Source organism: Serratia sp. CY44782 (genome assembly GCF_052168715.1).
Taxonomy (GTDB): Bacteria; Pseudomonadota; Gammaproteobacteria; order Enterobacterales; family Enterobacteriaceae; genus Serratia; species Serratia nevei.
The window spans coordinates 229,901-253,691 of the sequence record NZ_JBJNME010000002.1 but is presented as its reverse complement, the minus strand read 5'-3'; the positions used below and the strand labels follow the sequence as shown (position 1 = coordinate 253,691).

The 23,791-nt window shown below is 61.9% G+C and carries 24 protein-coding genes, 3 tRNA genes and 1 pseudogene; 20 read left to right on the top strand and 8 right to left on the bottom strand.

Translation table 11 applies throughout. The annotated features are described in order from the left end of the window. The first annotated feature begins 23 nt into the window (after window positions 1-23). From ACJ8HT_RS04675 to fucP, 6 genes are read left to right on the top strand one after another with little or no spacing between them, the layout of a single operon-like run. Window positions 24-869, top strand: a complete 846-nt coding sequence (locus ACJ8HT_RS04675; RefSeq protein ID WP_197652759.1) for a fumarylacetoacetate hydrolase family protein — start codon at window positions 24-26, stop codon at window positions 867-869. Window positions 870-883: 14 nt separating this feature from the next. Continuing rightward, window positions 884-2,161, top strand: a complete 1,278-nt coding sequence (locus ACJ8HT_RS04670) for an L-fuconate dehydratase (protein ID WP_060440810.1) — start codon at window positions 884-886, stop codon at window positions 2,159-2,161. A gap of 14 nt (window positions 2,162-2,175) precedes the next feature. After that, the gene (locus ACJ8HT_RS04665; protein WP_194571666.1) at window positions 2,176-3,039 is read left to right on the top strand and encodes an amidohydrolase family protein; all 864 of its coding nucleotides are present in this window, start codon (window positions 2,176-2,178) and stop codon (window positions 3,037-3,039) included. After that, entirely contained in the window at window positions 3,017-3,793 is a 777-nt protein-coding gene (locus ACJ8HT_RS04660) for an SDR family oxidoreductase (protein WP_194571667.1), read from the top strand. The genes ACJ8HT_RS04665 and ACJ8HT_RS04660 overlap by 23 nt, the downstream gene beginning before the upstream one ends. Beyond that, window positions 3,790-4,149, top strand: a complete 360-nt coding sequence (locus ACJ8HT_RS04655) for an L-rhamnose mutarotase (protein ID WP_197652758.1) — start codon at window positions 3,790-3,792, stop codon at window positions 4,147-4,149. Before ACJ8HT_RS04660 ends, ACJ8HT_RS04655 begins: the two co-directional genes overlap by 4 nt. 40 nt (window positions 4,150-4,189) lie before the next feature. After that, the gene (fucP, locus tag ACJ8HT_RS04650) at window positions 4,190-5,419 is read left to right on the top strand and encodes an L-fucose:H+ symporter permease (RefSeq protein WP_033637000.1); all 1,230 of its coding nucleotides are present in this window, start codon (window positions 4,190-4,192) and stop codon (window positions 5,417-5,419) included. 1 nt (window position 5,420) lies between these two features. On the opposite strand, the gene ACJ8HT_RS04645 is transcribed toward fucP, so the two are convergent. Further along, window positions 5,421-6,623, bottom strand: coding sequence for an MFS transporter (locus ACJ8HT_RS04645; protein ID WP_194571669.1), 1,203 nt, complete (start codon window positions 6,621-6,623; stop codon window positions 5,421-5,423). Between the two features lie 108 nt (window positions 6,624-6,731). Here ACJ8HT_RS04645 and ACJ8HT_RS04640 point away from each other — a divergent pair, with 108 nt between their 5' ends. After that, complete coding sequence (locus tag ACJ8HT_RS04640) at window positions 6,732-7,643, top strand: LysR family transcriptional regulator (protein ID WP_195873801.1); 912 nt, start codon at window positions 6,732-6,734, stop codon at window positions 7,641-7,643. Between the two features lie 10 nt (window positions 7,644-7,653). Here the strand turns inward: ACJ8HT_RS04640 and ACJ8HT_RS04635 are convergent, their stop codons facing one another. Continuing rightward, a complete protein-coding gene (locus tag ACJ8HT_RS04635; RefSeq protein WP_195873776.1) occupies window positions 7,654-8,850 on the bottom strand; it encodes an MFS transporter in 1,197 nt (398 codons plus the stop codon). Window positions 8,851-8,986: 136 nt separating this feature from the next. On the opposite strand from ACJ8HT_RS04635, the gene ACJ8HT_RS04630 reads away from it, so the two are divergent. Next, a complete protein-coding gene (locus ACJ8HT_RS04630) occupies window positions 8,987-9,583 on the top strand; it encodes a TetR/AcrR family transcriptional regulator (protein WP_195873775.1) in 597 nt (198 codons plus the stop codon). A 21-nt stretch (window positions 9,584-9,604) separates the two neighbouring features. Here the strand turns inward: ACJ8HT_RS04630 and ACJ8HT_RS04625 are convergent, their stop codons facing one another. Next, complete coding sequence (locus ACJ8HT_RS04625) at window positions 9,605-10,684, bottom strand: GGDEF domain-containing protein (RefSeq protein ID WP_194573091.1); 1,080 nt, start codon at window positions 10,682-10,684, stop codon at window positions 9,605-9,607. Window positions 10,685-10,945: 261 nt separating this feature from the next. Between ACJ8HT_RS04625 and ACJ8HT_RS04620 the strand changes: the two genes are divergently transcribed. Beyond that, window positions 10,946-11,230, top strand: a complete 285-nt coding sequence (locus ACJ8HT_RS04620) for a DUF1435 domain-containing protein (RefSeq protein WP_048233751.1) — start codon at window positions 10,946-10,948, stop codon at window positions 11,228-11,230. An 88-nt stretch (window positions 11,231-11,318) separates the two neighbouring features. Here the strand turns inward: ACJ8HT_RS04620 and ACJ8HT_RS04615 are convergent. The 4 genes from ACJ8HT_RS04615 to ACJ8HT_RS04600 form a co-directional block, all read right to left on the bottom strand. Then, window positions 11,319-11,405 (bottom strand) — tRNA-Leu (locus tag ACJ8HT_RS04615). 42 nt (window positions 11,406-11,447) lie between these two features. Further along, a tRNA-Leu gene (locus tag ACJ8HT_RS04610) sits at window positions 11,448-11,534 on the bottom strand. Between the two features lie 36 nt (window positions 11,535-11,570). Continuing rightward, window positions 11,571-11,657, bottom strand: a tRNA-Leu gene (locus tag ACJ8HT_RS04605). A gap of 72 nt (window positions 11,658-11,729) precedes the next feature. Further along, entirely contained in the window at window positions 11,730-12,674 is a 945-nt protein-coding gene (locus ACJ8HT_RS04600) for a LysR family transcriptional regulator (protein WP_194573090.1), read from the bottom strand. A 118-nt stretch (window positions 12,675-12,792) separates the two neighbouring features. Between ACJ8HT_RS04600 and ACJ8HT_RS04595 the strand changes: the two are divergent. Continuing rightward, window positions 12,793-13,726 (top strand): annotated as a pseudogene (locus tag ACJ8HT_RS04595) (aldo/keto reductase). 51 nt (window positions 13,727-13,777) lie between these two features. On the opposite strand, the gene rsmC reads toward ACJ8HT_RS04595, so the two are convergent. Further along, entirely contained in the window at window positions 13,778-14,818 is a 1,041-nt protein-coding gene (gene rsmC / locus ACJ8HT_RS04590; protein WP_197652757.1) for a 16S rRNA (guanine(1207)-N(2))-methyltransferase RsmC, read from the bottom strand. 146 nt (window positions 14,819-14,964) lie between these two features. On the opposite strand from rsmC, the gene ACJ8HT_RS04585 reads away from it, so the two are divergent. The 10 genes from ACJ8HT_RS04585 (at window position 14,965) to deoC (ending at window position 23,759) form a co-directional block, all read left to right on the top strand. Continuing rightward, the gene (locus ACJ8HT_RS04585) at window positions 14,965-15,402 is read left to right on the top strand and encodes a DNA polymerase III subunit psi (RefSeq protein ID WP_049198060.1); all 438 of its coding nucleotides are present in this window, start codon (window positions 14,965-14,967) and stop codon (window positions 15,400-15,402) included. Beyond that, entirely contained in the window at window positions 15,347-15,790 is a 444-nt protein-coding gene (gene rimI, locus ACJ8HT_RS04580; protein WP_197652756.1) for a ribosomal protein S18-alanine N-acetyltransferase, read from the top strand. The genes ACJ8HT_RS04585 and rimI overlap by 56 nt, the downstream gene beginning before the upstream one ends. Window positions 15,791-15,941: 151 nt before the next feature. Beyond that, window positions 15,942-17,531 (top strand): peptide chain release factor 3, encoded by a 1,590-nt coding sequence (gene prfC / locus ACJ8HT_RS04575; protein ID WP_038878480.1) that lies wholly within the window; start codon window positions 15,942-15,944, stop codon window positions 17,529-17,531. Window positions 17,532-18,046: 515 nt separating this feature from the next. Continuing rightward, complete coding sequence (osmY, locus tag ACJ8HT_RS04570; protein ID WP_063918121.1) at window positions 18,047-18,661, top strand: molecular chaperone OsmY; 615 nt, start codon at window positions 18,047-18,049, stop codon at window positions 18,659-18,661. Between the two features lie 161 nt (window positions 18,662-18,822). Further along, the gene (locus ACJ8HT_RS04565; RefSeq protein ID WP_004933089.1) at window positions 18,823-18,984 is read left to right on the top strand and encodes a DUF1328 domain-containing protein; all 162 of its coding nucleotides are present in this window, start codon (window positions 18,823-18,825) and stop codon (window positions 18,982-18,984) included. Between the two features lie 68 nt (window positions 18,985-19,052). After that, complete coding sequence (locus ACJ8HT_RS04560; protein ID WP_025305210.1) at window positions 19,053-19,238, top strand: CsbD family protein; 186 nt, start codon at window positions 19,053-19,055, stop codon at window positions 19,236-19,238. Window positions 19,239-19,248: 10 nt separating this feature from the next. Beyond that, window positions 19,249-20,367, top strand: coding sequence for a patatin-like phospholipase family protein (locus ACJ8HT_RS04555; RefSeq protein WP_060440798.1), 1,119 nt, complete (start codon window positions 19,249-19,251; stop codon window positions 20,365-20,367). Next, a complete protein-coding gene (locus ACJ8HT_RS04550) occupies window positions 20,364-21,146 on the top strand; it encodes a TatD family hydrolase (protein WP_197652755.1) in 783 nt (260 codons plus the stop codon). The genes ACJ8HT_RS04555 and ACJ8HT_RS04550 overlap by 4 nt, the downstream gene beginning before the upstream one ends. 184 nt (window positions 21,147-21,330) lie before the next feature. After that, window positions 21,331-22,608, top strand: coding sequence for a NupC/NupG family nucleoside CNT transporter (locus tag ACJ8HT_RS04545; RefSeq protein ID WP_149570966.1), 1,278 nt, complete (start codon window positions 21,331-21,333; stop codon window positions 22,606-22,608). Between the two features lie 371 nt (window positions 22,609-22,979). After that, complete coding sequence (gene deoC / locus ACJ8HT_RS04540; protein ID WP_004933072.1) at window positions 22,980-23,759, top strand: deoxyribose-phosphate aldolase; 780 nt, start codon at window positions 22,980-22,982, stop codon at window positions 23,757-23,759. Window positions 23,760-23,791: the final 32 nt, after the last annotated feature.

Sequence of the window (23,791 nt, the reverse complement as noted above, 5' to 3'; positions counted from 1 at the left end):
CGCCATTTTTGAGAGAGGAAGGCATGAAACTTTTACGTTACGGGCAACCCGGGCAAGAGCGCCCCGGCATGTTGGATGCGCAAGGCCGCCTGCGCGATTTGTCGCAGCATATCGCCGACGTGGGGGGCGCCGCGTTATTGCCGGCGTCGCTCGCCAAACTGAGTGCGCTGGACAGCACCACGCTGCCGCTGGTCGAAGGGCAGCCGCGCCTCGGCGCCTGCGTCGGCGGCATCGGCAAGTTTATCTGCATCGGCCTGAACTACGCCGATCACGCGGCGGAGACCGGTGCCGCCATTCCTGAGGAACCGGTGGTGTTCAACAAATGGACCAGCGCGGTGGTCGGCCCCCACGATCGGGTGGAGATCCCGCGCGGCTCGCAGAAAACCGACTGGGAAGTGGAGCTGGGCGTGGTGATCGGCCAGGGCGGACGCTACATCAGCGAAGCAGACGCGATGCGCCACGTCGCCGGCTACTGCGTGATCAACGACGTCTCAGAACGCGAATATCAAATTGAGCGCGGCGGCACCTGGGACAAGGGCAAAGGCTGCGACACCTTCGGGCCGATCGGCCCCTGGCTGGTGACCGCCGACGAGATCGCCGATCCGCACAGCCTGAACCTGTGGCTGGAGGTGGATGGCAAGCGCTATCAGGACGGCAATACCAGCACCATGATCTTCCGCATTCCGCAGATCGTCAGCTACCTCAGCCGCTTCATGAGCCTGCAGCCGGGCGATGTGATCTCCACCGGCACGCCGCCGGGCGTCGGGATGGGGCAGAAACCGCAGCCTATCTATCTGCGGGTGGGCCAGACGATGCGTCTGGGCATCGAAGGGCTGGGCGAACAGCGCCAGCAAACCGTACAGGCCTAACCGGGAGCGCCGCCATGACCACCATTACCGCACTGCGGGTTGAAGACATTCGTTTCCCCACGTCGCTGGGGCTGGACGGATCCGACGCCATGAATCCGGATCCCGACTATTCCGCCGCTTACGTGATCCTGGAGACCGATCGCGCGGATCTCAGCGGCCACGGGCTGACGTTCACCATCGGCCGCGGCAACGAGATCTGCTGCGCGGCGATCCGCGCGCTGGAGCATCAGATCGTCGGCGAGCGGCTGGAGGATATCGCCGCCGACATGGGCGCCTTCTGGCGGCGTTTCACCAGCGACAGCCAGCTGCGCTGGATCGGGCCGGACAAGGGGGCCATTCACCTGGCGACCGGCGCGGTGGTCAACGCGGTGTGGGATCTGTGGGCCAAATCGGTCGGCAAGCCGGTGTGGCGGCTGGTGGCGGAGATGACGCCGGAGGAGCTGGTGCGCTGCATCGACTTCCGTTACATCACCGACTGCATCACGCCGCAGGAGGCGCTGGCGCTGCTCAAGCAGAGGGCCGAGGGCAAAGAGCAGCGCCTGGCGCGGCTGCTGCAGGAAGGCTACCCCTGCTACACCACCTCCGCCGGCTGGCTGGGGTATCCGGACGACAAGCTGCGCCGCCTGTGCCAGGAAGCGGTCGACGCCGGTTTCTCCTACCTGAAGCTGAAGGTCGGGCGCGATCTGGAAGACGACATCCGCCGGGTGCGCATCGCGCGTGAAGTGATCGGCCCGGATCGCCGGCTGATGATCGACGCCAACCAGGTGTGGGAGGTGGACGAAGCCATTCCGTGGGTGAAGCATCTGGCGTTCGCCAAACCCTGGTTTATCGAAGAGCCGACCAGCCCGGACGACGTGGAAGGGCACCGCCGCATCCGCGAAGGGGTGGCGCCGGTCAAGGTGGCCACCGGTGAGATGTGCCAGAACCGCATCATGTTCAAGCAGTTCATCATGCGCGGCGCGGTAGACGTGGTGCAGATCGACGCCTGCCGCCTTGGCGGCGTCAACGAAGTGCTGGCGGTGATGCTGATGGCGGCCAAATACCAGCTGCCGGTCTGCCCGCACGCCGGCGGCGTCGGGCTGTGCGAGTACGTGCAGCACCTGTCGATGATCGACTACCTGTGCATTGCCGGCACCCACGAAGGCCGGGTGATCGAGTATGTCGATCATTTGCATGAACACTTTGTCGATCCCTGCGTGATCAAAGGCGCGGCCTACATGCCGCCGAGCCGTCCCGGCTATTCGATCGAGATGCATCCGTCATCGATCGCGCAGTATCGGTTCCGCGGGTGAGGCGGGAGGATCGCATGCCGCGTATCGACGCTCACCAGCACTACTGGCGCTATCACCCACAGCACTACCCGTGGATCGACGAGCGGATGAGCGTGCTGCGGCAGGATTTCGATCCGCCCCGGCTGCGGCCGCTGTTGCAGGAACAGGGGTTCGACGGCGCGCTGGCGGTGCAGGCGCGCCCCAGCGAGGACGAGACGCTGGCCCTGCTGGCGCTGGCTGAACAGGGCGAGGGCGTATGCGGCGTGGTGGGCTGGTTGGACATCGCCGCGCCGCAGCTGGCGCAGCGTCTGGAGGCCTTGCGGCCTTACAGCGCGCTGCGCGGGGTGCGCCATCAGGTGCAGGACGAAGCGGATCCGGCGGCCTGGCTGGCGCGGCCGGAGGTGGAACGCGGCATGCAAACGCTGCAGCGCGCCGGGTATGTGTACGAGATCCTGGTGACGCACCGGCATCTGGCGGCAGCGGCGGCGTTCGCCGCCTGCCACGATGAACACTGGCTGGTGTTGGATCATCTCGGCAAGCCGGACATCGCGCGCGGCGCGCGGCACTGGGCGCAGCAAATCCGGCCGCTGGCGGCGCTGCCGCACGTGGCCTGCAAGCTGTCGGGGTTGATCACCGAGGCGCCGGGTGGCCGGTGGCAGGCGGAAGAACTGCTGCCGTTCTTCGACGCCGCGCTGGAGGCGTTCGGCCCGCAGCGGCTGATGTTCGGCTCCGACTGGCCGGTGTGCCTGTTGGCCGGCGACTACCGCCAAGTGATGCAGCTGTGCGAACGGGCGCTGTCGACGCTGGGGGCCGCCGAGCAGGCGGCGATTTGGGGCGACACCGCCTGGCGAATTTACGGTTTAACGGAGTCTGGTTATGGATCTGTATCTGCAAGATAAGGTGGTGCTGGTCACCGGCGGCGGTGCCGGCATCGGCGCGGCGATTGCTCATGTGCTGGCCGAAGAAGGGGCGATCCCGGTGCTGGTTACCAACGCCGCGCCGGAGGCGGCGCTGCTGGCCGACTTGCAGCGGCTGCAGCCACGCACCGAGGTGATCCTCACCGAACTGTGCGACGAGGCGGCCTGCCGCCGCGCGGTCAGCCAGACGCTGGCGGCCTTCGGCCGCATCGACGGGCTGGTGAATAACGCCGGGGTCAACGACGGTGTCGGGCTGGAGGCGGGGCGCGAAGCGTTCGTCGGCTCGTTGGAAAAAAACCTGGTGCACTATTACCTGATGGCGCACCTGTGCCAGGTGGCGCTGCAGGAAAGCCGGGGCGCCATCGTCAACATCGCCTCCAAGACCGCGCTCAGCGGCCAGGGCGGCACCAGCGGCTACACCGCCGCCAAAGGCGCGGTGCTGGCGCTGACGCGCGAATGGGCGGTGTCGCTGCGCCATGACGGGGTGCGGGTGAACGCGGTGGTGCCGGCGGAGGTGATCACCCCGCAGTACCAGCGCTGGCTCAACACCTTCGCCGAGCCGCAGCGGCAGATGGAGAAAATCACCGCGCGCATTCCGCTCGGGCAGCGCATGACCACGCCGCAAGAGATCGCCGACACCGTGGCGTTCCTGTTGTCGTCGCGGTCGTCGCACACCACCGGGCAATGGCTGTCGGTGGACGGCGGCTACCTGCATCTCGATCGGGCGCTGACGTGAGCGGCGCGGTGGCAGGGCGGCGCCGTTTCTGCCAGGCGCTCGATCTGATTGACTCACCGGCGCTGATTGCGGAGTACCAGCAGCATCATCAGCGCATCTGGCCGGGCATCGCCGCACATTTGCGTGAGCACGGCATTCTGGACATGGAGATTTACCGGTTGGGCACCCGGCTGTTCATGATCGTGGAGGTCAGCGCCGATTTCGACGCCGCGCGTTTTGACGCCGCCAGCCTGAACAACCCCGAAGTACAGCGATGGGAAGCGCTGATGTGGCACTACCAGGCCGCCACCCCCTGGACGCCGCAGGGCGAAAAATGGGTGGAAATGGCGCGGATATTTTCTCTGCAACAGCAATAACGCCAACATCATCATCGCCAGACGATACGAGGGTATCACCATGCTTGCTGAAAAAAGTGCGGCCTCCGCGCAGCCGGGCGTCCCCGTGACCGCCAATCTGCGCTGGGCCTTTATCCTGGTCACCAGCCTGTTCTTCATGTGGGGGCTGTCCTATGGCCTGCTGGACGTATTGAACAAACATTTTCAGGAGACGTTGCACGTTACCAAGGCGCAGTCGGGGCTGTTGCAGGCGGCCTATTTCGGCGCCTATTTCCTGGTGGCGCTGCCCGCCGGATACTTTATGGACCGCAAGGGCTATAAGGCGGGCATTCTGGTCGGGCTGTGTCTGTATGCGCTGGGGGCGCTGCTGTTCGTGCCGGCGGCGTCGGCCAACAGCTTCGGCGTGTTCCTGTTCGCGCTGTTCGTTATCGCCAGCGGTTTGGGCTGCCTGGAAACGGCCGCCAACCCGTACGCCACGGTGCTGGGCGACGCGCAGGGCGCCGAACGGCGGCTCAACCTGGCCCAGTCGTTCAACGGCCTCGGGCAGTTTATCGGCCCGTTGATCGGCGGCACGTTGTTCTTCTCCGCCAGCCAGTCCGCCGGCGGCGGCGATCAGAGCGCGGTGAAGATGACCTATGTGGCGATCGCCGTGCTGGTGCTGCTGATCGCGCTGTTGTTCAGCCGCACCCGGCTGCCGGCGATCCGCGAAGAGGAAAAACCGGTGCACGGCGTGATAGCGCAGGGATTGTGGCAGCATCCGCATTTCGTCGGCGGGGTCATCACGCAGTTCTTCTACGTGGCGGCGCAGGTGGGCGTAGGGGCGTTCTTCATCAACTATGCCACCGAGCACTGGCGCGAGGTGTCTAACCAGAGCGCCTCTTACCTGCTGTCGATCGCCATGATCTGCTTTATGGTCGGGCGCTTCTTCAGCACCTGGTTGATGGGGCGAGTCAAGCCGGCGACGCTGTTGGCGGCCTATGCGCTGATCAACATCGCGCTGTGCGGCGTGGTGATGCTGAGCGTTGACGGCGTGTCGGTGGTGGCGCTGATCGCGGTATTCTTCTTTATGTCGATCATGTTCCCGACCATTTTCGCCCTGGGGGTGAAAAACCTGGGTAAACACACCAAGCGCGCCAGCTCCTTTATGATCATGGCGATCGTCGGCGGCGCCATCATGCCGTACTTTATGGGGGCGCTGGCCGATCGTTACAGCACCGCGCTCTCTTATCTGCTGCCGCTGCTGTGCTTCGCGGTGGTGCTGGTTTACGGCCTGCGGCAGCGCCGCGCCTGATTCAACCCGGCGGCGAATCGGCCTTCGCCGCCGTTGTCAGCGCCTGTGGGCGGGTTCGCATCAAGATCGCCAACGCCAGTAGCAGCACGATGCCGGACAGCACGCCGTTTAGCGTCAAGCCTCCGGCATCCACCACCAGCCCGCCCGCCAGTGAACCGCAGGAAATCGCCAGATTAAACAGCGCGATATACAGCGAAGAGGCGACCTCGACCGCGTCGGGGGCCGCCTTGAGCATCCACGCCATTAGCGAAACGGAAACGCCGCCGTAGGCGATGCCCCACAGCAGGAGGAAGGCGCTGCCGCTCAGCGGCGCGTGGCCCAGCAGCGGCAGCAGCAGGACGGCGAGCGCCAGCCCGAGGGCGATCAGCGCCAGGGTGCGGCGCAGCCGTTTGGTGGCGGCCTGGCCGGCGATGAAATTCCCGACGATACCGGCGGCGCCGTAGGCGAACAGCAGCGGCCCCACCCAGCGGCCCTCGATGCCGGCGACCGTCTGCAGCAGCGGGCGGACAAAGGTGTAAGCCATAAAGTGGCCGGCGACCAGCAGAAACGTCAGCAGCAGCCCGAGGAGCAGCCGGCGATTCGCGCGCTGCGCGGTGAATAAGCGCCAGCTCACCGCCTGCGTGACCGGTAGCGGCGGCAGCACGCACAGCAGCAGGAGCAGGATCAGCGCCGCCAGGACGGCGACGGCCAGAAACGCCATGCGCCAGCCTAGCGCTTCGCCGAGGAACACCCCGAGCGGCACGCCGAACACCGAGGCTGCCGCTACGCCGCCGAAGATGACGGACAGCGCCAATCCGACGGAGGCCGGCGGCACCAGACGTTCCGCCAACCCACCCGCGATAGCCCAGATACCGCCGATGCAAAAGCCCAGCAGGATGCGCGCAGCGAACAGCAGCGCCATGGAGGTGGCGGCGGCGGCCAGCAGGTTGGCGGCGATCAGCAGCAGCAGAAAGGCGATCAGCAGGCTGCGGCGATCCGTGCGCCGGGCGCCCAGCACTACCAGCGGGGCGAACAGCGCGGCAAACAGGGCGGGCAGGGAAATCAGTAATCCGGCGCGGCCGATCGTCGCGTTCAGGGTACTGACGATCGGAGTCAGCAGCCCGACGGGCAGCATTTCTGCCGTGACGACGGTAAAGGTGGACAGGCCGATGGTGAAGGTTGCCAGCCAGGGTTTTGCGCCGCCGCCGGCGTGTAAGGCACTCATAATGATTCTCCCAACAAATGAAGATCCTCAGTGTATCCGCGCCAAAATGGCTGATAAACTGGCCTGAATGCGCAATATTGGGGACAAATCGTGGCCAATTTACCGTCTATGCCGTTGGATAACCTGACCGACCTGCTGGTGTTCATTCGCGTCGCCGACGCCTGCAGCTTCACGCTGGCGGCCGAGAGGCTGGGCATTTCCCGATCGGCGGCGGGCAAATGCGTGAACCGGTTGGAGGAGCGATTGGCTACCCGGCTGCTGCAGCGCACCACGCGCAGCGTCAGCCTGACCGAAGACGGCGCGGTGTTTTACGAGTATGCGCAGCGCATCCTGTCGCAGGCCGAAGAGGCGGAAACGGCGCTGAATACGCGGCGGCAAACCCCGCGCGGGCGGCTGCGGCTGGATCTGCCGGTCTCGTTGGGGCGGTTGCATATCCTGCCGATTTTGCGGGAGTTTTTGGCGCAGTGGCCGGAGGTGGACGCCGACGTCAGCTTCTCCGACGATTACAGCGATCTGGTGCGCGACGGCATCGACGTGGCTGTCCGCGTTGGCGGCAGCGACGACAGCCGGCTGGTGCGGCGGGTGCTCGCGCCGCATCGCCTGATCACCTGCGCGGCGCCGGATTATCTGGCGCGGCACGGTACGCCTGCAAAACCGGAGGCGTTGGGCGATCACGAGACGCTGGTCTTCAGCCATCAGGGGCTGCCGGCGCCCTGGCGCTATTTGGTCAACGGCCAACTGCACGAACAGCCGGTGCGCGGCCGGATGCGTTTCAACAACGTCGAGGCCTTGCGGGATGCGGCCGTCGCCGGAGCCGGCCTGTGCCAGGTGGGGGCGTTTCTGGTCGGCGAGCAGATTGCGGCCGGCACGCTGGTGCCGGTGCTGGAGCGCTATTGTCGCCCGGGGCCGCCGATCTGCGCCGTCTATCCCAGCCGACGCCATCTCTCCCCCAAGGTGAAGCTGTTCCTGGCGGCGATCGAACGGCGCTGGCAGGGCAGGGCGATTTGGGAAACCGCTTAGCGCGGGCGATTCACGCCGCTTTCAAGGCCAGCGTTCGCCGCATTAAGCGGTAGCCGCCTGCCGCCACCAGCAGCACGATCAGCCCAGCGGTGAGCGTGACGCTGAAGCCGGCCGTTATCCCTATGGCATCGATCGCCAGGCCCGCCAATGCGGCGCCGAGCGCCACGCCTATCCCCAGGCCGGTGACCATCCAGGTCAACCCCTCCGTCAGTCTGGAGGGCGGCACGATGTTTTCAACCAGCCCCATGGCAACGATCATGGTCGGCGCAAAAAACAATCCCGCGACAAACATCGCCGCCGCCAGCGTCAAGACATTGTGCACCCACAGCAGCGGCAGGGTGGTGAAGGCGGTGGCGAATGCCGCGTATAAGAACAGACGAGGCAAGGGGACGGGGATCTTAATTGCGCCGAAAATCAGCCCGGCCAGGCAGGAGCCGAACGCGTAAACCGACAGCACGATGCTGGCGGCGGCCGGCTGCCCTTGCTGCTCGGCGAAGGCCACACTGATAACGTCCACGGTGCCGACGATGGTACCCAGAGCGATCAGCGCCAGCACCAGGATCTGCATCGACGGCATGGCCAGGATGGCGCGCTGCCGCTGGTTATTGTGGGCGTAAACCGGAGGCTGAGTGCTTTTTTGCGAGGCGAATGCCGCAACGCCCGCCACCAGAAGCAGCGCGGCCACCAGAGGGCCGGCCTCTGGGAAGAGTGAAACGCTAAGCCCCACGGCGATCGGTGGGCCGACGATAAAGGCCACCTCGTCCAATACGGACTCGAATGAAAATGCCGTGTGCAGCTGTGGCGTGCTGCGATAAATTTCGCTCCAGCGGGCCCTGACCATCGCAGAGATGCTGGGCATGCTGCCCGCGAGCGCGGCGAAGACAAACAGCGTCCAGTCCGGCGCCCGATAGTGGGTGCAGAGCAACAGCAGCAGCAGGGCGATCGCGCTGACCCCGGTGGCGTAGGGCAACACGCGGCTTTGGCCGTGACGATCCGCCGCGCGCGCGATTTGCGGCGCAAGCAGCGCCATGGAAAAGGCGAACGTCGCCGCCACCGCGCCCGCCAACCAATAGGAGCCGCGTACCTGTGAGAGCATGGTGATGATGCCGATACCGGTCATCGAGACCGGCAGGCGCGCGATCAGCCCGGCAGAGGAAAACGCCTTGCTGCCCGGGGCGTTGAACAGTTTGAAATAAGGATTTGCCATGGAAAGGGCTCCGGAATGTTGGCGGCTCGGTATTCGCTCAATGTCCATCATTGACATACGCCACGTATGTTACGTTAATTGACATACATAGCGTATGTCAATTATAACGTCATCAATAACGAGGCGGAGTGGACCCATGGCACGTAAAGCGCGTACCGAAATGATTGAAGAAACCCGACAAAAGCTGGTGGCGGCTGCCCGTCAGCAGTTTGGCAGCGTGGGGTATGCCGAGACGGTGATGGATGAACTTACCGCGCAAGCCGGCATGACGCGCGGCGCGCTCTATCACCATTTTGGCGATAAAAAGGGGTTGTTTCTGGCGGTGGTGAAGGCGATTGATGCTGAAATGGATGCGCGTCTGGCCGACATTACCGCGAGTACGGCGGATGAATGGGAGGCGTTTGCGGCGCGTTGTCGCGGGTATTTGATCATGATGACGGAGCCGCAAGCGCAGCGCATTCTGCTGCGCGACTCACCTTCGGTACTGGGGGCTGAATATCTGCAGGCCAGCAAGCTGGCGTGCATTGTCTGGATGACGGGCGCATTGCAGGCGTTGATGGCACAGCGGCGTATCGCCGTCGCCGAGCCGGAATCGCTGGCGCATTTGATCAATGGCGGCCTGATGGATGCCGCGCTGTGGGTCGCCCATCACCCGGAAAAAGACACAGCGCTGGAGCAGGCCTTGGCCAGTTTGAACCTGTTGCTGAACGGGCTGCGTTTCACCGCCGCCTGAGTTTCAATACCGGCCGTCGGCTTAAGGGTGAATGACCGCAGGCTGGACGTTTTGCGCCAGCTGGATATTGTTGCGGCCGCTGTGCTTCGCCAGATAGAGCGCGGCGTCGGCTGCGCCGATCGCCGATTCGACGTCCAGCTTTTCCAGCGCGGAGATGCCGGCGCTGAGCGTCAGCGTGCCGCTGTGCTGCGGGCTGGCGCCGTGTGGGATGTTCAGTTCCGCCACCCGTTGGCGCACCCGCTCGGCCAGCTGCGCCGCGTAGCCTTCGTGCACGTTGGTCAGCAGCACTAAAAACTCCTCCCCGCCGTAGCGCACCACAATGTCGCGTGAACGCACCGCATCGCGGATGGCGATCGCCACCTGCACCAGCGCCCGGTCGCCCATGGCGTGGCCGTAGCTGTCGTTGTAGACCTTGAAGTGGTCGATATCCAGCAGCAGCACGTAGTGGCGGCCGGTTTGCGGTTCCAGCAGCATGTTGATCTTATTCTCCAGCCCGCGGCGGTTATAAAGACCGGTCAGGGGATCGAGCATGCTCAAATTATTGAACTTGTCCCGTTCGTTGTACAGGTTGGCCACCAGCGCGTGGGTAAAGATTTCACTGCGTTTCAACATCAGGTGATGAATGGAGAAAGCGATAATAGGTAATAGCGTGGTGAATAATATCCGCAGGGTATTATGCATGCCGTCTAAAACCAGGATCATCATTGCGGAAGGCACGGCGTGTAAACAAAAGGCGGTAAAGTTATCCGTCAGAGAAATAGCGCTGATAAAAAAGATGCTGAACAAACTAATTAATAAAAAATCTTGGTTATTCGGCAAGCAATATTGACTTTTAACGTAGATGTGCGCGGCCCACAGCAGGCCGAGCACGCTGGCGAACAGGTTGAGTTTGCCTACGTATTGCCGCGGCGCGGACAGAGAAAATAGCGCTGCTGCCAGACAAAATAACGGTATGCATAATAAAGGCAGAGTAAAAGAAGGGACATCCCTAAAAGGGAACAATAACGTAAATACGGAAGAGGCGGCATTCATCATTAGAAAAAGAAATAATGCCAGGCGCTGCTTGCTGTTCAGTAATTCCTGATAAGAACGGGCGTTCATACGGAGGTCACTCTTTGCAAAGTCGTTCTGTCGAATAATTAAGGTTGAGAAGCATTCCCTCGGCGCGAAATATCCACGGAAGTTGCATGGTTGATGATTGTGATTATTATCATGCAAACAGGACTAGGAATTTTCTTATGTCAAATTATCATTTTTTCATGCTGGTGTCATCTGGGTTTGGTCACCGCAGTGAAAATGATGCGGCGGCCAAAAAAGTGTTATATGATATTGGTTATCATTATCAGTTAAAGGGGGGTTATCATGCTCACCGCCATGATTGCCGCGTGTGGACTGTGGGGCGTCAGCTGGTGCCTCGGCGATCGCCTGGCCAGCGCCTGGGGCGTTTTGCTGCCGTGCGCGCTGATGCCGCTGCTGGCCTTGATCGATCTGAATATGATGCAGCTGCGCACCCTGATTGTGATAGCGATGCTGGCGACGCTGGTGATGCTGTTCAACAGCCGGCTGCGTCACTATCTGCTGCTGCCTTCCTGCATGGCGCTGGCGGGCGGCCTGGCGGCAATCAGCCTCAACTTCAGCTTCGCGTAAACGCCGGAAACGGCAAAACCACGCTTAGGCGTGTTTATCATCAATGCGTTGGGATTTTTTCGAAGGAACTATCGGAGAGATCATCAATTGGTGCGAAGAGAGGGACTTGAACCCTCACGTCCGTAAGGACACTAACACCTGAAGCTAGCGCGTCTACCAATTCCGCCACCTTCGCACAGTCGATGTTGTTGCTTTGATTTATATTACGTCGCCAGCTTGGTGCGAAGAGAGGGACTTGAACCCTCACGTCCGTAAGAACACTAACACCTGAAGCTAGCGCGTCTACCAATTCCGCCACCTTCGCATCGATGCTGAGTGCAATATAAATCATGTGGTTATTTGGTGCGAAGAGAGGGACTTGAACCCTCACGTCCGTAAGGACACTAACACCTGAAGCTAGCGCGTCTACCAATTCCGCCACCTTCGCGTACCAGAAACATTACCGGAGTAACGTTACCACGGAGGCGAATTCTAGAGATTTTGGCGGGCACGTCAACAGTTATTTCCCCGCTTTGCGGGCGTTTGCTGGAAAAACAGCCATATCGCCGCTTTTCTGCTGGTCAAACAGCCAAATCAGCCAATCAATCAACACCCTGACCCGTGGCGCCAGGAAACGGCCGGGTGGATACATGATGTAAATCGGCATCGGCGGAGGCGGCGTGCCCGCCAACACTTCCACCAGTTCGCCCCGTTCCAGCCAGGGAGCAAGTGAATAGCGCGCCGCCTGAATCAACCCCATGCCGGCACGCGCGCCGGCGATGTAGGCGTCGGCGCCGCTGACGCTCAGCCGGGCGGGGAGTTCGCGCAGTTCCACCTTGCCGCCACGGCAGAATTCCAGCGGATAATCGCGGTTGCTGGCCAGGGAAAAATACCCTACCGCGCGGTGCGGCGCCAGGCTATCGATGTCGAGCGGCGTGCCGCAGGCCTGCAGGTAAGCGGGGGAAGCGCAAGTGATCTGCGGCAGCTGGGCGATGCGCCGCGCCACCAGGCTGTCGTCTTCGGTTTCCCAGGCGCGCAGCACGCAGTCTACGCCTTCGCGCAACAGATCGACGTGGGTGTCGTTGGCGCCCAGCGCCAGCGTGATGTCGGGATAGCGCCGGTAAAAGTCGTCCAGCGCCGGAATGACGATCTGGCGTGCCAGCGAATGGGGCATATCGATGCGCACCTTGCCGGACGGCTGCAGCTTATGGTGGCTGAACAGCGTGTCCGCTTCCTCAAGCGCTCCCAGCAGCTGTACGCAGCGTTGATAGTAAAGGCTGCCTTCGCTGGTCACCTGTACCTGGCGGGTGGTGCGGATCAGCAGGCGCACGCCCAGCCGCTGCTCCAGCCGCTTCAGCGCGTTGCTGACCGTGGCGCGCGGCAGCTGCAGGCGCTCGGCGGCCCGGCTGAAGCTGCCCAGTTCGACGATGCGGGTAAAAATGCGCATGGCTTGAACCTGATCCATGTCCACTCCAGATTGTTGGTGATTTTTGAACAGTGATGTGCGATCTGCATTATTTATCTTTGTAGTGTAAACAACCAGACTTTGCTGCGTTATCCGTTCATCGCATGAGGGCAGCACAATGCAACAACGTAAACTGGGTTCCCACGGTCCCGTCGTCTCCGCCCTGGGGCTGGGATGCATGGGCATGAGCGACTTCTACTCCACCGGCGCCGATCGGCAGGAGGCCATCGCCACGCTGCACCGGGCGCTGGAGCTGGGCGTCACGCTGCTCGACACCGCCGACATGTATGGCCCGCACACCAACGAGGAGTTGGTGGGGGAAGCGATCAAGGGCAAACGGCAACAGGTGTTCCTGGCCACCAAGTTCGGCATCCTGCGCGATCCGGCGGATCCTTCGGCGCTTGGGCGTAGAGGAGATCGATCTTTATTATCAGCATCGGGTCGATCCGCAGGTGCCGATCGAAGACGTCGTCGGCACGATGGCGGATCTGATCCGCGAAGGCAAGATCCGCTATATCGGCCTGAGCGAGGCGTCGGTCGCCACGCTGGAGCGGGCGCACAAAGTGCATCCGATCACGGCGTTGCAGACCGAGTATTCGCTGTGGACGCGCGATGCCGAACAGGGCGTGCTGGCGGCTTGTGAGCGCCTGGGGATCGGCTTTGTGCCTTACAGCCCGTTAGGGCGCGGTTTCCTTACCGGTGCTATCCGGCGGCCGGAGGATCTGGCTGAGGACGATTTCCGCCGCGGCAACCCGCGCTTCCAGGGCGAAAACTTCGCCCGCAACCTGGCGCTGGTGGAGAAAGTGGGGGAGCTGGCGGCGCAGAAGGGCGTCAAGCCTTCACAGCTGGCGCTGGCCTGGGTGTTGGCGCAGGGTGAGCACATCGTGCCGATCCCTGGCACCAAACGCCGTCGCTATCTGGAAGAGAACGTCGCGGCGGCGGAGATAACGCTGAGCGCGGCCGAACTGGCGGCGATCGAAGCGGTGTTTCCGCTGAGTGCGGCGGCCGGCGATCGCTACGGCGCCGAGTCGATGGCCTATATCAACGGTTAAAAAAAAAGCGCGGCCTCAGGCCGCGCTCTGTCGTTTTCCACCAACGGCGAATTATTTCTTCTTCGGCGTGCGCGGTGGGCGGCCGACGGTGGCCTGATACACCTTGAAGCGGCCGTTCTGCGCCAGCACTTCGTGGCTGCCGAAGGTGGCGTCCAGAATGTCCGGATACGGCAGGAAGGCGTTGGCGACGATGCGCAGCTGGCCGCCGATCGGCAGGTGTTTCACCGCGCCACGGATCAGGGTTTCGGCGGCGGTCAGGCTGGTCTGCAGCCCGTCGTGGAACGGCGGGTTGGAGATGATCATGTCGAAACGGCCGGTGATGTCGGAGTAAACGTTGCTGACGATCACTTCGCCTTCGATGCCGTTGGCGGCCAGCGTCGCGCGGCTGGATTCCACCGCGGCGGCGTTGACGTCGCTGAGGGTCAGTTTCACCTTCGGCGACAGCTTGGCCATCACCGAGGCCATCACGCCGGCGCCGCAGCCGATGTCCAGCACCTTGCCTTTCATGTGTTTTTCCAGCGTCGACAGCAGCAGCGAGCTGCCGACGTCCAGGCCGTCGCGGCTGAACACGCCCGGCAGCGTTTTCACTTCCAGATCGTGCAGCTGATAGCTGTCCCACCAGTCGTTTAGGTCGAATTCGGTCTGCGCGTCCAGGCGGCCGTGATACAGGCCGCAGCGGCGCGCGCTGTCGATTTTCACCAGCGCAACGTGGCCTTCCAGCGTTGGCTCGGCGCTGCGCACGCCGCTGCGGTTTTCACCGACCACGAACACGTCTACGCCCACCGGCAGCAGCGCCAGGATGTTGCACAGCTGGAATTGCGCTTCCTGCTTGCTCTTCGGCCAGTAGTAAACCAGCGTGTCGCAGTCGGCGACGAAAGCGGGATCGACGGTCAAACCGAACTGCACGTTATCGCCCATCGTCCGGTTCAGTAACTGCCAGTGATGGTATTGCTGGGTGTGGACGCGCACGTCCGCGGCCTCGAATTGGGCCGGCAGGCTGTCCTGCAGGTCGCCGGCAAACAGCACGCGGCGTTCGATAAATTCATCACTGTGGCGCAGCATGACTTCACTGGCGGGGGTTAATGCAGACATCAGATATTGGCTCCTGGAAATGAGACCGGGGATTATAGAGCTTTGTGGCGATATGTTCGACGGGTTTGTTGGCGCGGGCTGCGCGGGTTTGTTAGCATAGCGCGGCGCATGGCAGGCATGGCGCACCACAACGGGTAGGAATCGGCATGGCATCAAAACGCGACTGGCTGTTACAACAACTGGGTATTACGCAGTGGACATTGCGCCGCCCGAGCGTGTTGCAGGGCGAAGTGGCGGTCAGTCTGCCGCCCGAGGCGCGCCTGTTGGTGGTGGCGCAGACGCTGCCCGCGCCCGACGACCCGCTGTTTTGCGATGTGCTGCGCAGCCTGGGGCTGACGCCGGCGCAAACCTACAGCCTGACGCCGGAACAGGCGGCGATGCTGCCTGAAGAGACCGCATGCAACAGTTGGCGGCTGGGCGTGGCAGAACCGCTTGCGGTCGCCGGAGCGCAGCTTCACAGCCCGGCGCTGGCCGAGCTTTCCCAAGACGCGGGGGCCAAGCGCGCCCTCTGGCAGCAGATTTGTCATCATGAACACGATTTCTACCCTGACGGCGGCCGATCTGGCCACGGCCTTCACCATTGAGCAAGCCAGCCACGCTTTCCCCTGGACGGAAACCACCTTCGCCAGCAATCAGGGCGATCGCTACCTTAACCTGAAGCTGAGCGCCGACGGGGAGATGGCGGGGTTCGCCATCACGCAGATCGTGCTGGATGAAGCCACGCTGTTCAACATCGCCATTCATCCGCAGCACCAGCGCCGGGGCTTTGGCCGCCTGCTGCTCAACGCGTTGATCGAACAGCTGGAGAGCCGTGGCGTGGTTACGCTGTGGCTGGAGGTGCGCGCTTCCAACCAGGTGGCGATCGCACTGTATGAAAATCTCGGTTTCAACGAGGTCACCGTGCGCCGCAATTATTACCCGAGTACTCAAGGCCGCGAAGATGCGATCGTGATGGCGCTGCCGCTGGCGTAATCCGCCCGGCCGGTAAAAGCATTGATTGTCACCGGTTGGCAAATCGGCGAAAATGCCCGGCTGTTATCTTTTATTCACCGCTTTGCCCGGCGCCGCGATCGGCGCGTTCTGATGATGTCGCAGGGCGGACTAACCGTAGAACCTGAAAACCATGTCTCCTAGTGAATTTGCCCGCGAAGTCTCCAAAAGAAGAACTTTCGCCATCATCTCGCACCCCGATGCCGGTAAAACCACCATTACCGAAAAAGTGCTGCTGTTCGGACAGGCGATCCAGACCGCCGGTACGGTAAAAGGCCGTGGCTCCAGCCAGCACGCCAAATCCGACTGGATGGAAATGGAAAAGCAGCGTGGGATCTCGATCACCACCTCCGTGATGCAGTTCCCGTACCGCGACAGCCTGGTTAACCTGCTGGATACCCCGGGGCACGAAGACTTCTCCGAAGATACTTACCGTACCCTGACCGCCGTCGACTGCTGTCTGATGGTGATCGACGCCGCCAAGGGCGTTGAGGATCGTACCCGTAAGCTGATGGAAGTCACCCGTCTGCGCGACACGCCGATCCTGACCTTCATGAACAAACTGGACCGCGACATCCGCGATCCGATGGAAGTGATGGATGAAGTCGAGCGCGAACTGAAGATCGCCTGCTCGCCTATCACCTGGCCGATCGGCTGCGGCAAGCTGTTCAAGGGCGTTTACCACCTGTACAAGGATGAAACCTACCTGTATCAGACCGGTAAAGGCCACACCATCCAGGAAGTGCGCATCGTCAAAGGCCTGGACAACCCGGAGCTGGATGCGGCGGTGGGCGAAGATCTGGCGGCGCAGCTGCGCGATGAGCTGGAGCTGGTGCAGGGCGCTTCCCACGAGTTCGATCAGGAGGCTTTCCTGAGCGGCGAGCTGACCCCGGTGTTCTTCGGTACCGCACTCGGTAACTTCGGCGTGGATCACATGCTGGACGGTCTGGTGGCCTGGGCGCCGGCGCCGATGCCGCGCAAAACCGACACCCGCGAAGTGACGGCGGCGGAAGAGAAATTCACCGGCTTCGTCTTCAAGATCCAGGCCAACATGGATCCGAAACACCGCGACCGCGTGGCCTTTATGCGCGTGGTTTCCGGCCGCTACGAGAAGGGCATGAAGCTGCGCCAGGTGCGCACCGGCAAAGATGTGGTGATCTCCGACGCGCTGACCTTTATGGCCGGCGACCGTTCGCATGTGGAAGAAGCCTACCCGGGCGACATCATCGGCCTGCACAACCACGGCACCATTCAGATCGGCGATACCTTCACCCAGGGTGAAGACATGAAGTTCACCGGTATTCCGAACTTCGCGCCGGAGCTGTTCCGCCGTATTCGCCTGCGCGACCCGCTGAAGCAGAAACAGCTGCTGAAGGGGCTGGTGCAGCTGTCCGAAGAGGGCGCGGTGCAGGTGTTCCGTCCGATTGCCAACAACGATCTGATCGTCGGTGCGGTCGGTGTGCTGCAGTTCGATGTGGTGGTGGCGCGTTTGAAGAGCGAGTACAACGTGGAAGCGCTGTACGAGTCGGTCAACGTGTCGACCGCGCGCTGGGTCGAGTGCGACGACGTGAAGAAGTTCGAAGAGTTCAAGCGCAAGAACGAGATCAACCTGGCGCTGGACGGTGGGGACAACCTGTCCTACATCGCGCCGACCATGGTGAACCTCAACCTGACGCAGGAACGCTATCCTGACGTGACCTTCCGCAAAACCCGCGAACACTGATCGCTCGGCAGGGCGCCTGGTGCGCCCTGCACGCTTCTCCTATCCTCACTGCGCTAATTAATAAATCTTCCTCATATTATCCTGCGAACCGCTATCGCCAGGTGATGTTCGTTCGGCCTGCGTTTTCCGTCTGATGGTCTATCTTTAACGAGATGTCCGCACATCGCCTGAGAGTAAATCACTGTAATACGCTATTTGTTTGGTGAGTTATTCTGATGTGTTGCCGATAGGAGACAGTCAGTGTCTTTAAATATCAATGAGATAGCTATATTTCAGTTTTGTGTAACTTAGCCTGTCGCCAATAGACGACATTTTTTTGATTAAAAATCCGGCTGAAAGATTTTTATCTTTGATAATTAAGGTGTTTTTTGAGTTGGCACGGCCGTTGCAATACTCCTGTCGTGAACGCTTAATCGTATAGCGATGATGAAGTATTTACCGAGAAGGCCGCGTGAAGGTGGCCGCAGGGTTCCGGCGCTTTGGCGTCGAGAGCCCCCAACAAAAGGAAGAGATCGATGAAAAAGACCAAATTTGCACACTCGCTGATGGCTGTCGTATTGGGTTCTGTTTTGGTAAGCGGCAGTGCGTTGGCCGAAGACAGTCTGCTCAACAAGGCGTCTAACGCCGCGGATAGTGCCGGTGCCAAAATCGATAGCTCCATGAAAAAAGTTGACGGTTACATGGATGACAGCGCGATAACGGCTAAAGTTAAAAGTGCGTTGGTGGAAGATAAGACCATCAAAAGTTCTGACATTTCGGTGAAAACCGAAAAAGGCACCGTGACCCTGAGCGGGTTCGTCGGCAGCCAGGCGCAGGCGGAGCATGCGGTCGCGGTCGCCGGTAAGGTGGAAGGCGTCAAGACCGTCAGCGACAAGCTGCATGTGAAAGATGAAGCCAACCAGTCGATCAAATCGTATGCCGGTGACACCGCCACCACCAGCGAGCTGAAAGCCAAGCTGTTGGCCGATGACATCGTGCCGTCGCGCAATGTGAAAGTGGAAACCACCGATGGCGTGGTGCAGCTTTCCGGTGAGGTGAAAACGCAGGCGCAGTCTGAGCGTGCGGAAAGCATCGCCAAGGCCATCGACGGTGTGAAAAGCGTGAAAAACGACCTGGTGGTCAAGCAGTAATTCCGCCAGGCGCCCGTAACAAGCAACAACAAGCCGCATCTGCCGGGCCGTGAAGGCGGCCCGGCATGTACCACCAAAAAAAGAAACTGATTTGCCGTCGGCGTCCCGTTGTCGGGGCGGTAGACAGCAGCGAATTTTTTCACAATGGTAAGGAGAAGCTTATGTTTCGTTGGGGCATTATCTTTTTAGTCATCGCGCTTATCGCTGCGGCGCTGGGGTTCGGTTCGCTGGCGGGCACCGCTGCCTGGGCCGCCAAGGTGGTGTTCGTCGTCGGTATCATCCTGTTCCTGGTCAGCCTGTTCACCGGCCGCCGGCGCCCTTAGCCGGCCGGCATTTTCCTGCAAACTGTAACAAAGCTTAACTCCTTTTCTCACGTCGGGGAGGGCCGGCCATGAACAGCGACATCATCGTCGGGCGCTGGAAACAGCTGAAAGGCCAGGTATGGCAGGCGTGGGCCGAATGGTCCGGCAGCGATTGCGCCTGGCTGGCCGGCAGCAACGATTTCCTCGCCGGCGTATTGCAAGAGGATTACGGAAGAGAGCGAGACGCGGTATCCTCGGAGAAAACGTCTCACTGAGGATGCCAAGTTGGGATACAGAATACCCATCACGCTCGGCAATATAGAACCGCTGGCGTCTAAACCCTTTCGGCCAGGCAAAATGGCGCTGGTCTGCGAAGGCGGCGGCCAGCGCGGCATTTTCACCGCCGGCGTACTGGACGAGTTTCAGCGCGCGGGCTTTAACCCTTTCGATCTGCTGATCGGCACGTCGGCCGGCGCCCAAAACCTGTCCGCCTATATCTGCGGGCAGGTGGGCTACGCGCGTCGGGTGATCACCCGTTACACCACCTCGGCCCAGTTCTTCAATCCGCTGCGCTTCGTGCGCGGTGGGCATCTGATCGATCTCGATTGGCTGGTCGATACGGCGGCGGCGCAGATGCCGTTGGCGATGGACGTGGCGGAACAGCACTTTACCGACGGGCGTGAGTTCCTGCTGTGCGCCTGCCGCAGCGATGACTTTGAGCCGACCTACCTGCCGGCGCAGCGCGAACGCTGGCTGCCGGCCATCAAGGCGTCCAGCGCCATTCCCGGTTTTTATCGCCAGGGCGTGGAGCTGGACGGCGTCAGCTATCAGGACGGCGGCATCAGCGATGCGATCCCGGTGGAAGAGGCCTATCGTCGCGGCGCCGACACCATCGTGGTGATCCGCACAGTGCCCTCGCAGATGTACTACACCCCGCAGTGGATGAAGCGCATGGAGCACTGGCTGAGCGACAGCAGCCTGCAGCAGATGGTGCGCATCCTGCAGCATCACGAGCAAAGCTATCACCGCATCCAGCGCTTTATCGAGAAGCCGCCGGGCAAGCTGCGCATCTTCGAAATCTTTCCGCCGAAGCCGCTGGCCAGCAATGCGCTGGGCAGCCGACTGGGGTCGCTCAATCAGGATTATCACCTGGGGCGCCGCTGCGGCCGTTACTTCCTGGCCACCGTCGGCCAGTGGATGGCGCAGCCGGAGCCGGACGGCATGAAGGTGAAAAAAGCGCTGTCACGCCGCCTAATCCAGCCGGAGAACGTCAGAATGCCTTCGCCGATCGTGACCGATATCGTCATGCCGTCCGAGCTGGGTGCGCAGCCAGAGACCGCGGTAGCGGCGCCGAAGATCATTCTGCCAGGTGATTTGCCACCGGGTGAAGGGGGCGCGCTGTGAGTTACGCCTTTACCGATACCCACTGCCATTTCGATTTCCCCCCTTTTACCGGGCATGAGGCCGAGAGCCTGACGCGGGCGGCAAGCGCCGGCGTGCAGCGCATCATCGTCCCGACGGTCACCGCCGATCGCTTTGCCCGGGTGCTGCGGCTGGCGCAAGATCACGCGCCGCTATTTGCCGCGCTGGGGTTGCACCCGCTGTATATCGCGCAGCATCATGAGCCGCAGTTGGAGCAGCTGGCAACGCTGCTGGCCGAACGGCCGCGCAAGCTGGTGGCGGTGGGGGAGATTGGGCTCGATCTGTATATGGAGAACCCGCAGTTCGAGCGCCAGCAAAGCGTGCTGCTGGCCCAGCTGAAGCTGGCGAAACAGCATGACCTGCCGGTGATCCTCCATTCGCGCCGCACCCACGATCAGCTGGCTGCGGCGCTGCGGCGCATGCAGTTGCCGCGTCGCGGCGTGGTGCACGGCTTCGCCGGTAGCCTGTCGCAGGCGCAGGCCTTTATCCGCCTCGGCTATTACATCGGCGTGGGCGGCACCATCACCTATGAGCGGGCGCAGAAAACGCGCGGCGTGATGGCGCAACTGCCGCTTGAAGCGCTGCTGCTGGAGACCGATGCGCCGGACATGCCGCTGGCCGGCTATCAGGGGCAGCCGAATCGCCCCGAACGCGCCGCCGAGGTGTTTCAAACGCTGTGCGAGCTGCGGCCGGAACCGGCCGACGAGATTGCCGCCCACCTGCAACGCAATACTCAGGCACTGTTCGCCATGCCGGATTGATGGGTTTATAACGTGACTTGCGTCACGTTATAAGATTTTCATTTGCGTCTCGTTGTATACATTTGTGACATAAATCGGTGCGAGGGTGACCTCGCTCAGTATAATCCCCCCCGAAACACTCCAATAGCAGACCTCTCTTCATGAGCAGGGATGTACTTTATTTTTTGCAACAGGGAAACTTTGCATGCAACTCATCATGAGTCTGGTCGGCATGGCAGTGCTGATCGCCATTGCGGTGCTGCTCTCCAGCAACCGCCGGGCCATCAAACTGCGCACCGTCGTGTGGGCGTTCATCATCCAGATCGGCATCGGCGCGCTGGTGCTGTACGTGCCGCTGGGCCGCAGCATCCTCGGCAGTATGTCTAACGGCGTGGCAAACGTTATCGCCTACGGCAATCAGGGCATTTCGTTCATTTTTGGCGGGCTGGTGTCCGACAAGATGTTCGAGGTGTTCGGCGGCGGCGGCTTCGTATTCGCGCTGCGCGTTCTGCCGGTGATCGTGTTCTTCTCCTCGCTGATTGCGGTGCTGTACTACCTCGGCATCATGCAGTTGGTGATCCGCGTGCTGGGCGGCGGCCTGCACAAGCTGCTGGGCACCTCGCGCACCGAATCGCTGTCGGCGACCGCCAACATTTTCGTTGGCCAGACCGAAGCGCCGTTGGTGGTGCGCCCGTATATCGCCACCATGAGCCAGTCAGAACTGTTCGCCGTGATGTGCGGCGGCCTGGCCTCGGTAGCCGGTTCGGTGCTGGCAGGGTACGCGCAGATGGGCGTGCCGCTGGAATACCTGATCGCCGCGTCCTTCATGGCCGCGCCGGGCGGGCTGCTGTTCGCCAAGCTGATGGTGCCGGAAACCGAGCAGACCCACGATAAAGACGATGCGATGAAACTGATCGCCGAAGAAGAGCGTCCGGCCAACGTGATCGACGCGGCGGCTTCCGGCGCGGCTTCCGGCATGCAGCTGGCGCTGAACGTCGGTGCGATGCTGCTGGCGTTTATCGCGCTGATCGCCTTGCTTAACGGCATTCTCGGCGGTATCGGCGGCTGGTTCGATTATCCGCAGCTGTCGCTTGAACTGATCCTCGGCTGGGTGTTCTCGCCGATCGCCTTCCTGATCGGCGTGCCGTGGAGCGAGGCGATGACCGCCGGTTCGTTTATCGGCCAGAAGATCATCGTCAACGAGTTCGTCGCCTACATGAACTTCGGCGCCTATCTGCGCCCGGACGACGTGGTGGCGGCGGAAGGCCTGCAGGTGCTGTCGGCCCACACCAAGGCGATCATCTCCTTCGCGCTGTGCGGCTTCGCCAACCTCTCCTCGGTGGCGATCCTGCTGGGCGGTCTGGGCAGTATGGCGCCCAACCGTCGCCACGACATCGCGCGTTTCGGTCTGAAGGCCGTCGCGGCGGGCACGCTGTCCAACCTGATGAGCGCCACCATCGCCGGTTTCTTCCTGGCGCTGTAAAGCCATCCCGGAGCCCGCGACGGCGCGACCGATCGCGGGACTCCGCCTATACTCTAAGCAACGCGGGTGCTTGCCGCACCCGCGATCTTCAGCCGCTTCTTTAGCGAATTTGTGAACGATATCGCGTTATTTTGTGATGCTCTTCACATATAATTCCGGTCTGTTACAGTGCTATTTCATATAGTGTGACGATGAACGCGAATTGCCCTTGGCATTCGTGTTCAAATAGCTATTACTGGCCGGCCGCAAGGCGGGTGGCCATGTGCGGTGAGAAGGATCTCAGTTGCCGCCGCGGGAACGCCGTTCCCCTGCGCTATCTTCATGGAACCAAGTCCGCTCGCCAACACCCAGGTACTCAGTTGGAGAGTTTTATGACCGAATTAACCGCAGCAGCGCAACGTGCGCTGAACCTGATGGATTTAACCACGCTGAATGATGATGACACCGACGAGAAAGTGATCGCCCTCTGTCGTCAGGCCAACAGCCCGGCCGGCCACACGGCGGCCATCTGCATCTACCCGCGTTTTATCCCGGTAGCGCGCAAGGCGCTGCGTGAGCAAGGCACGCCGGATATCCGTATCGCCACCGTGACCAACTTCCCGCATGGCAACGACGATATCGACATCGCGCTGGCGGAAACCCGCGCGGCCATCGCCTATGGCGCGGATGAAGTGGACGTGGTGTTCCCTTACCGCGCGCTGATCGCCGGCAACGAACAGGTCGGCTTCGAGCTGGTGAAACAGTGCAAGCAGGCTTGTCAGGCGGCCAACGTGCTGCTGAAAGTGATCATCGAAACCGGTGAGCTGAAGCAGGCCGACCTGATCCGCAAGGCGTCCGAGATCGCCATCAAGGCCGGGGCGGACTTTATCAAGACCTCCACCGGCAAGGTGCCGGTCAACGCCACGCTGGAAAGCGCCGAGCTGATGATGTCGGTGATCCGCGATCTGGGCGTGGCGAAGACGGTGGGCTTCAAGCCGGCCGGCGGCGTGCGCACCGCAGAGGATGCGCTGCATTATCTGCAACTTGCCGATCGTATTCTGGGCGAAGGCTGGGCCGACGCGCGGCATTTCCGCTTTGGTGCTTCCAGCCTGCTGGCCAGCTTGCTGACTGCGCTGGGCCACCAGACCCAGACCGCCGGCGGCGGCTACTGATCGATTTCGTTGGCGGGCGCCAGGCGCGCCCG

Excerpts from the sequence above, each read along its gene's own strand:
- ACJ8HT_RS04675 (WP_197652759.1), top strand. The coding sequence starts at position 24 with ATGAAACTTTTACGTTACGGGCAACCCGGGCAAGAGCGCCCCGGCATG.
- ACJ8HT_RS04670 (WP_060440810.1), top strand. The coding sequence starts at position 884 with ATGACCACCATTACCGCACTGCGGGTTGAAGACATTCGTTTCCCCACG.
- ACJ8HT_RS04665 (WP_194571666.1), top strand. The coding sequence starts at position 2,176 with ATGCCGCGTATCGACGCTCACCAGCACTACTGGCGCTATCACCCACAG.
- ACJ8HT_RS04660 (WP_194571667.1), top strand. The coding sequence starts at position 3,017 with ATGGATCTGTATCTGCAAGATAAGGTGGTGCTGGTCACCGGCGGCGGT.
- fucP (WP_033637000.1), top strand. The coding sequence starts at position 4,190 with ATGCTTGCTGAAAAAAGTGCGGCCTCCGCGCAGCCGGGCGTCCCCGTG.
- ACJ8HT_RS04645 (WP_194571669.1), bottom strand. The coding sequence starts at position 6,623 with ATGAGTGCCTTACACGCCGGCGGCGGCGCAAAACCCTGGCTGGCAACC.
- ACJ8HT_RS04640 (WP_195873801.1), top strand. The coding sequence starts at position 6,732 with ATGCCGTTGGATAACCTGACCGACCTGCTGGTGTTCATTCGCGTCGCC.
- ACJ8HT_RS04635 (WP_195873776.1), bottom strand. The coding sequence starts at position 8,850 with ATGGCAAATCCTTATTTCAAACTGTTCAACGCCCCGGGCAGCAAGGCG.
- ACJ8HT_RS04630 (WP_195873775.1), top strand. The coding sequence starts at position 8,987 with ATGGCACGTAAAGCGCGTACCGAAATGATTGAAGAAACCCGACAAAAG.
- ACJ8HT_RS04625 (WP_194573091.1), bottom strand. The coding sequence starts at position 10,684 with ATGAACGCCCGTTCTTATCAGGAATTACTGAACAGCAAGCAGCGCCTG.
- ACJ8HT_RS04620 (WP_048233751.1), top strand. The coding sequence starts at position 10,946 with ATGCTCACCGCCATGATTGCCGCGTGTGGACTGTGGGGCGTCAGCTGG.
- ACJ8HT_RS04600 (WP_194573090.1), bottom strand. The coding sequence starts at position 12,674 with ATGGATCAGGTTCAAGCCATGCGCATTTTTACCCGCATCGTCGAACTG.
- rsmC (WP_197652757.1), bottom strand. The coding sequence starts at position 14,818 with ATGTCTGCATTAACCCCCGCCAGTGAAGTCATGCTGCGCCACAGTGAT.
- ACJ8HT_RS04585 (WP_049198060.1), top strand. The coding sequence starts at position 14,965 with ATGGCATCAAAACGCGACTGGCTGTTACAACAACTGGGTATTACGCAG.
- rimI (WP_197652756.1), top strand. The coding sequence starts at position 15,347 with ATGAACACGATTTCTACCCTGACGGCGGCCGATCTGGCCACGGCCTTC.
- prfC (WP_038878480.1), top strand. The coding sequence starts at position 15,942 with ATGTCTCCTAGTGAATTTGCCCGCGAAGTCTCCAAAAGAAGAACTTTC.
- osmY (WP_063918121.1), top strand. The coding sequence starts at position 18,047 with ATGAAAAAGACCAAATTTGCACACTCGCTGATGGCTGTCGTATTGGGT.
- ACJ8HT_RS04565 (WP_004933089.1), top strand. The coding sequence starts at position 18,823 with ATGTTTCGTTGGGGCATTATCTTTTTAGTCATCGCGCTTATCGCTGCG.
- ACJ8HT_RS04560 (WP_025305210.1), top strand. The coding sequence starts at position 19,053 with ATGAACAGCGACATCATCGTCGGGCGCTGGAAACAGCTGAAAGGCCAG.
- ACJ8HT_RS04545 (WP_149570966.1), top strand. The coding sequence starts at position 21,331 with ATGCAACTCATCATGAGTCTGGTCGGCATGGCAGTGCTGATCGCCATT.
- deoC (WP_004933072.1), top strand. The coding sequence starts at position 22,980 with ATGACCGAATTAACCGCAGCAGCGCAACGTGCGCTGAACCTGATGGAT.